At 64.0% G+C, this 5914-nt stretch carries 11 protein-coding genes; all 11 read right to left on the reverse strand.

Annotated features, from left to right (window positions below):
* On the reverse strand, positions 1-137 hold a 137-nt coding region (rpmC, locus tag ACIQ42_RS15030), incomplete at its 3' end, for a 50S ribosomal protein L29 (RefSeq protein ID WP_397423072.1).
* Positions 137-568 carry a 50S ribosomal protein L16 gene (gene rplP, locus ACIQ42_RS15035; protein WP_397423067.1) on the reverse strand — a complete coding sequence of 144 codons (432 nt, stop codon included), beginning with the start codon at positions 566-568 and terminating at the stop codon, positions 137-139. The genes rpmC and rplP, both read right to left, overlap by 1 nt.
* A 9-nt stretch (positions 569-577) precedes the next feature.
* Positions 578-1333: a 30S ribosomal protein S3 gene (gene rpsC, locus ACIQ42_RS15040; protein WP_397423068.1), complete on the reverse strand. Its 756-nt coding sequence runs from the start codon at positions 1331-1333 to the stop codon at positions 578-580.
* On the reverse strand, positions 1333-1713 hold the full coding sequence (gene rplV, locus ACIQ42_RS15045) for a 50S ribosomal protein L22 (protein WP_397402009.1): 381 nt from the start codon (positions 1711-1713) through the stop codon (positions 1333-1335). The genes rpsC and rplV overlap by 1 nt, the downstream gene beginning before the upstream one ends.
* A gap of 2 nt (positions 1714-1715) precedes the next feature.
* The gene (gene rpsS / locus ACIQ42_RS15050) at positions 1716-1994 is read right to left on the reverse strand and encodes a 30S ribosomal protein S19 (RefSeq protein WP_397402011.1); all 279 of its coding nucleotides are present in this window, start codon (positions 1992-1994) and stop codon (positions 1716-1718) included.
* Between the two features lie 3 nt (positions 1995-1997).
* Positions 1998-2834 (reverse strand): 50S ribosomal protein L2, encoded by an 837-nt coding sequence (gene rplB, locus ACIQ42_RS15055; RefSeq protein ID WP_397402013.1) that lies wholly within the window; start codon positions 2832-2834, stop codon positions 1998-2000.
* 4 nt (positions 2835-2838) lie between these two features.
* The gene (locus tag ACIQ42_RS15060; RefSeq protein ID WP_397423073.1) at positions 2839-3135 is read right to left on the reverse strand and encodes a 50S ribosomal protein L23; all 297 of its coding nucleotides are present in this window, start codon (positions 3133-3135) and stop codon (positions 2839-2841) included.
* Between the two features lie 5 nt (positions 3136-3140).
* Positions 3141-3779: a 50S ribosomal protein L4 gene (gene rplD, locus ACIQ42_RS15065; protein ID WP_397423069.1), complete on the reverse strand. Its 639-nt coding sequence runs from the start codon at positions 3777-3779 to the stop codon at positions 3141-3143.
* Positions 3779-4543, reverse strand: a complete 765-nt coding sequence (rplC, locus tag ACIQ42_RS15070) for a 50S ribosomal protein L3 (RefSeq protein ID WP_397423070.1) — start codon at positions 4541-4543, stop codon at positions 3779-3781. The genes rplD and rplC overlap by 1 nt, the downstream gene beginning before the upstream one ends.
* A gap of 13 nt (positions 4544-4556) precedes the next feature.
* Positions 4557-4865 carry a 30S ribosomal protein S10 gene (rpsJ, locus tag ACIQ42_RS15075; protein ID WP_012521787.1) on the reverse strand — a complete coding sequence of 103 codons (309 nt, stop codon included), beginning with the start codon at positions 4863-4865 and terminating at the stop codon, positions 4557-4559.
* A gap of 309 nt (positions 4866-5174) precedes the next feature.
* On the reverse strand, positions 5175-5914 hold a 740-nt coding region (locus ACIQ42_RS15080), incomplete at its 5' end, for a GIN domain-containing protein (protein WP_397423071.1).

Genomic DNA, 5914 nt, shown 5'->3' on the forward strand with positions numbered 1-5914 from the left:
ACCTGGTCCACGCGGTGGGTCTTTTCGATCTGACCGGTCGCCTTCTGAAAGCGCAGATTGAACTGCTCCTTCTTCAGGGAAACGAGTTGGTCGGCCAGTTGATCGGGGGTGAACCCCCGGACTTCATCAATCTTCATCACGCATGCTCCGCGGCGGGGGCGTCGATGCGGGACACGATGCGGGTTTTCACCGGCAGCTTGGCTGCGCCGAGGCGCAGGGCCTCGCGAGCCACATCGTCCGGCACGCCGTCGATTTCAAACATGATACGGCCCGGATGAACGCGCGCGGCCCAATAGTCGACAGCGCCCTTTCCCTTGCCCATCCGGACTTCGGCAGGTTTGCCGGTGACCGGAACGTCCGGATAGATCCGGATCCAGACACGGCCCTGACGCTTCATCTGACGTGTGATCGCGCGGCGAGCCGCTTCGATCTGACGCGCCGTGATCCGGTCAGGCTCAACCGTCTTCAGGCCATACGAACCGAAGTTGAGGGTGAAGCCGCTCTTCGCCAGGCCGTGGATACGGCCCTTGAACTGCTTGCGGTACTTGGTTTTCTTTGGAGACAGCATCGCAGATCCTTAGGCGTTCGCCGGTTCGCGACGGTCGCGGCGCGGACGGTCAGGACGATCACCACGTTCACGGCCACCACCTTCGCCAGCCGGACCGCTTTCGCTGGCCAGACGCTTGTCGAGGGCCATCGGGTCGTGGTCGAGCACCTCGCCCTTGAAGACCCACACCTTCACGCCGATGATCCCGTAGGTCGTCTTCGCCTCGGTGATCCCGTAGTCGATGTCGGCCCGCAGGGTGTGACGCGGCACGCGGCCCTCGTGGTACGATTCTGAACGTGCGATTTCCGCACCGCCCAAGCGACCCGAGACCTCGATGCGCATGCCCTTGGCGCCCAGACGCATGCCGCTCTGCAGCGAACGCTTCATGGCGCGGCGGAACGCGATACGGCGCTCCAGCTGCTGGGCGATGTTCTCGGCGATCAGCTGCGCGTCGGTTTCCGGCTTCCGGATCTCGACGATGTTCAGGTGGACTTCGCCGCCGGTAATGGCGACCACGTCCGAACGCAGCTTCTCAATGTCCGCACCCTTCTTGCCGATGATCACGCCAGGGCGCGCGGCATAGATGGTGATGCGGCACTTCTTGTGCGGACGCTCGATGATGATGCGCGACACGCCGGCCTGATACAGGCGCTTCTTCAGCTGCCGGCGGACCTTGATGTCTTCGTGGAGCAGGCGCCCATACTCGGGACCGTCAGCGAACCAGCGGCTGTCCCAGGTGCGGTTGATGCCGAGGCGAAGCCCGACGGGATTGATCTTCTGACCCATTAGGCGGCCTCACCCACTTCGCGGACCACGATCGTGATCTCGCTGAACGGTTTCTCGACGCGCGACGCACGACCGCGAGCGCGGGCATGGAAGCGCTTCATCACGAGGTTTTTGCCCACGAAAGCCTCGGCGACAACGAGACTGTCGATGTCGAGGTTGTGGTTGTTCTCGGCATTGGAGATCGCCGAGTACAGCGCCTTACGGACATCGCCCGCGATGCGCTTGTGGCTGAACTCGAGCTCGTTGAGGGCGCGCTGCACCTTCAGACCCCGGATCGACTGGGCCACGAGGTTGAGCTTGCGGGGGCTGATGCGGATCGTCCGCACCTTTGCCACCGCTTCGGCGGCCGTAAACCGGCGAGCCTTGGCTTGCTTGCTCATCTCTACTTCCTCTTGGCCTTCTTGTCGGCCGCGTGGCCAGGGAAGAAGCGGGTGGGCGCAAACTCACCGAGCTTCATACCGACCATGTCCTCCGAGACGAGCACGGGAACGTGCTTCTGACCGTTGTGTACGCCAAACGTCAGGCCCACAAACTGGGGCATGATCGTCGAACGACGCGACCAGGTCTTGATCACATCCTTGCGGCCGGAGCTTTGGACGGTTTCGGCCTTCTTGAGCAGGTATCCGTCAACAAACGGACCCTTCCAGACTGAACGGGTCATGGCTTAGCGAGCCTTCCGTGCGTGACGCGAGCGGATAATGAACTTGTCCGTCGCCTTGTTCTTGCGGGTCTTGCGGCCCTTGGTCGGCTTGCCCCAGGGGGTAACCGGGTGGCGACCGCCCGAGGTGCGGCCTTCACCGCCGCCGTGCGGGTGGTCGATCGGGTTCATGGCCACGCCGCGAACATGGGGCCGGCGACCCATGTGACGCGAACGGCCGGCCTTGCCGAGGTTCTCGTTCATGTGGTCAGGGTTCGAAACCGCGCCGACAGTGGCGATACAGCTGTCCTGGACCATCCGCAGCTCGCCCGAGTTCAGGCGGATCTGGGCGTAGCCGGCGTCACGTCCGACGAGTTGGGCATAGCCGCCGGCCGAGCGTGCAATCTGCCCGCCCTTGCCCGGCTTCATCTCCACATTGTGGATGATGGTGCCGATCGGCATACCGCGCAGCGGCATCGCATTACCCGGCTTCACGTCGGCTTTTTCGGCCGCGATCACCTGATCACCAACCTTCAGGCGCTGCGGGGCCAGGATGTAGCTGAGCTCGCCGTCGTCATACTTCACCAGGGCGATGAAGGCCGAACGGTTCGGGTCGTACTCAAGACGCTCGACGGTCGCGGCCACGTCGAACTTGCGACGCTTGAAGTCCACGACGCGATAGAGGCGCTTGGCGCCGCCGCCGCGGAAACGGACCGCGATGCGGCCATTGCCGCCACGGCCGCCGGATTTCGTCAGGCCCTGCACGAGCGACTTTTCAGGGCCACCCTTGTGGAGCTCGGAACGGTCCACCAGCACCAGCTGGCGGCGGCCCGGCGACGTCGGATTGAAGTGTTTCAAGGCCATCGGATCAGAGCCCCGTCGTAATGTCGATCGACTGGCCTTCAGCCAGCGTCACGATCGCTTTCTTGACGTCGGCGCGACGGCCGATGATGCCACGGAAACGCTTGGTCTTGCCCTTCACGTTGATCGTGTTGACCTTCGTGACGTTGACCTTGAACAGCGCTTCGACTGCGGCGGCGATTTCGTCCTTGCTGGCGTCACCGGCCACACGGAACACGACCTTGTTCTGCTCGGAAAGCAGAGTCGCCTTTTCCGTGATGATCGGCGCCAGAATGGTGTCGTAGTGACGGACGGTAGGTTCCACGGCCATTACGCGGCCTCCTCAGGCTGGAAGCGCGCCTGGATCGCCTGCACCGCGTCCGTGGTCAGGACCAGGGTGCGACGGCGCAGCACGTCATAGACGTTCAGGCCAGCGTTCGGCAGCACGTCGACGTTCGGAATGTTCCGGGCGGCGAGCTTGAAGTTGGTGTCGACGTCCACGCCGGCAATGACGAGGGCGTGGGTGATGCCGATCTTGCCCAGCTGGTCGCGAAGCGCGGCCGTCTTGGGATCCTTCAGAGCCACATTGTCGACGATGATCAGCGAACCGTCGCGAGCCTTGGACGACAGCGCATGGCGCAGCGCCAGGGCGCGGACCTTCTTGGGCAGATCAAAGGCGTGGCTGCGGACAACCGGACCATGGGCCCGGGCGCCGCCGACGAACTGGGCCGCCCGGCGCGAGCCGTGACGGGCGCCGCCGGTACCCTTTTGCTTGTACATCTTCTTCGAGGTGCGGGAGACCTCGTTGCGGACCTGCACCTTGTGCGTGCCGGCGCGACGCTTGGCGAGTTGCCAGGTGACGCAGCGCTGCAGGATATCGGCGCGGATCTCTTCGATGCCGAAGATATCGTCAGGAAGCTCGATCGAGCCGCCATTCCCGCCGTCCAGTTTGATGACGTCGAGTTTCATTACGCTTCATCCCCAGCTGCGGGCGCTTCAGCCGGCGCATCGGCGACCGACGCGGTGTCGGCGACAGCTTCCACCGCCGCAGGCTGGCCGCTCTTGCGGAAGGCACCCGGAAGAGGCGCATCGGCGTGGCGGGCGGATTTGATGGCGTCACGCACCTTGACGTAGGTCCCCTCGGTGCCGGGCACAGCGCCCTTCACCAAAATCAGACCGCGCTCGATATCGACACGCCAGACGGTGACATTAAGGGTGGTGACGACTTCCTGGCCGAGGTGGCCGGCCATCTTCTTGCCCTTGAAGGTACGACCCGGGTCCTGCCGCTGGCCGGTGGAGCCATGCGAGCGGTGAGAGACCGAAACGCCGTGCGTGGCGCGAAGCCCGCCGAAGTTCCAGCGCTTCATGGCGCCGGCGAAGCCCTTGCCGACCGTCATCGCCGTGACGTCGATCTTCTGGCCGGGCACGAAATGATCGGCGGTGATTTCCGCGCCCACGTCGATGAGGTTTTCCTCCGAGACCCGGAACTCCACCAGGCGGTGCTTCGGCTCGACTTCGCCCTTGGCGAAGTGACCGCGCATGGCCTTGGAGGTGTTCTTGGGCTTCTTGGAGCCCGCGCCCAACTGAAGAGCGACGTAGCCGTCCCTTTCCTGGGTGCGCTGGGAGACGACCTGACAGCCATCGAGGCTGAGCACGGTCACCGGTACGTGAGTCCCGGCTTCATCGAAGAAGCGGGCCATACCGAGTTTCTTGGCAAGTACGCCGGTTCGCATCAGATCAATCCCCTTAGAGCTTGATCTCGACGTCCACGCCGGCGGACAGGTCGAGCTTCATGAGCGCGTCCACAGTCTGCGGGGTGGGGTCGACGATATCGAGCACGCGCTTGTGCGTGCGGATCTCGAACTGCTCGCGCGACTTCTTGTCGATGTGCGGCGAACGGTTGACGGTGAATTTTTCAATACGCGTCGGCAGCGGGATCGGCCCACGCACTGTCGCGCCGGTTCTCTTGGCCGTGTTCACGATCTCGCGTGTGGAATGGTCCAGCACGCGGTGATCGAAGGCCTTGAGCCGAATGCGGATGTTCTGACGATCCATATCGCTCTTACATTTCCTTACAGACGGCGGCCCGCCCGCGTGATCTCGACCATTTCAAAGACCAGCCCGAACTCGAAGAAGAGTCCGTACGCGAAAGTCCGCACAAACGAATTAGGCCCACGCGAACCCGCGAGGGCCAGTCCCAAAACGCTCAGTTGAGCACTGTCTCGGGTCGTTCCGCGGGCCGCGTCTGCATTCCAACTCACTTCGGACTGCACAGCCGGTCCAACAGGAGGCGCGGTATTACCGGCGCGACTCGGTCCCGTCAAGGGGCAGAGCAGCGATGACCGCCCTGCCCTGTCGATTGCGTCACTGCTGTCCGACGCGAACCTTGCCTGAGCCCATGATGGACCGGGAGATTTCGCCTTTGACCTCGTTGACATGAACGTTGCCCGAACCGGCGATACGGGCGCGGACGTTGTCTGCAACGCCCCGGAAGTCCACATCTCCGGACCCGGCGATGGAAACATTCATGGTGGCGGCGCGCCCTCCTCCGATCATGACATCGCCCGAGCCGGCCACATCGATCTCGAGCGGGCCGTTGATGGACGACACCAGGGTCGATCCAGATCCCGCAATGTCAATGTCGAGGCCGCCCTTCACCGCCGCCGCCGCCACATCGCCGGAGCCTGCGGCGCGCACCCGTAGCGACCCGGTCGTGCCCAGCCGGCTGTCGCCGGAGCCGGCCTGATTGATCCGCGCAGCGCCTTCGACATTGGCTATGGTCCAGTCTCCACAGCCCGCGTTGTCCAGGCTGAGCGTAACGGACCGACCGACCACACCAAACACAGCGCCACCAGCCTGCAGCCTCACGTCACGCGGGGTCCGGATGACCACCTGGGTCAGCTCGCTCCAGGCGATGTCGCGCCCACCCCTGAGTTTCACAACGACGCTGTCGCCCGCCCCGCGGCAAGCCCCGATCCTCCGACCCAGATTCCCGTCGAGAATCGTACGGTCGCCCAGGGTGCGGATGGTGAGCGGCGTGGAGGCATTGGCGCGTGTCACCTCCACCTTGATGTCGCTACGGGCCTCGGGGATGACGGTAACCC

The sequence above is a fragment of the Phenylobacterium sp. genome, from assembly GCF_044372605.1.
In the GTDB taxonomy this organism is placed as follows: domain Bacteria; phylum Pseudomonadota; class Alphaproteobacteria; order Caulobacterales; family Caulobacteraceae; genus Phenylobacterium.

What these genes read in the sequence shown, in the direction of transcription:
- rplP (WP_397423067.1), bottom strand. Translation starts at nt 568, where the DNA reads ATGCTGTCTCCAAAGAAAACCAAGTACCGCAAGCAGTTCAAGGGCCGT.
- rpsC (WP_397423068.1), bottom strand. Translation starts at nt 1,333, where the DNA reads ATGGGTCAGAAGATCAATCCCGTCGGGCTTCGCCTCGGCATCAACCGC.
- rplV (WP_397402009.1), bottom strand. Translation starts at nt 1,713, where the DNA reads ATGAGCAAGCAAGCCAAGGCTCGCCGGTTTACGGCCGCCGAAGCGGTG.
- rpsS (WP_397402011.1), bottom strand. Translation starts at nt 1,994, where the DNA reads ATGACCCGTTCAGTCTGGAAGGGTCCGTTTGTTGACGGATACCTGCTC.
- rplB (WP_397402013.1), bottom strand. Translation starts at nt 2,834, where the DNA reads ATGGCCTTGAAACACTTCAATCCGACGTCGCCGGGCCGCCGCCAGCTG.
- rplD (WP_397423069.1), bottom strand. Translation starts at nt 3,779, where the DNA reads ATGAAACTCGACGTCATCAAACTGGACGGCGGGAATGGCGGCTCGATC.
- rplC (WP_397423070.1), bottom strand. Translation starts at nt 4,543, where the DNA reads ATGCGAACCGGCGTACTTGCCAAGAAACTCGGTATGGCCCGCTTCTTC.
- rpsJ (WP_012521787.1), bottom strand. Translation starts at nt 4,865, where the DNA reads ATGGATCGTCAGAACATCCGCATTCGGCTCAAGGCCTTCGATCACCGC.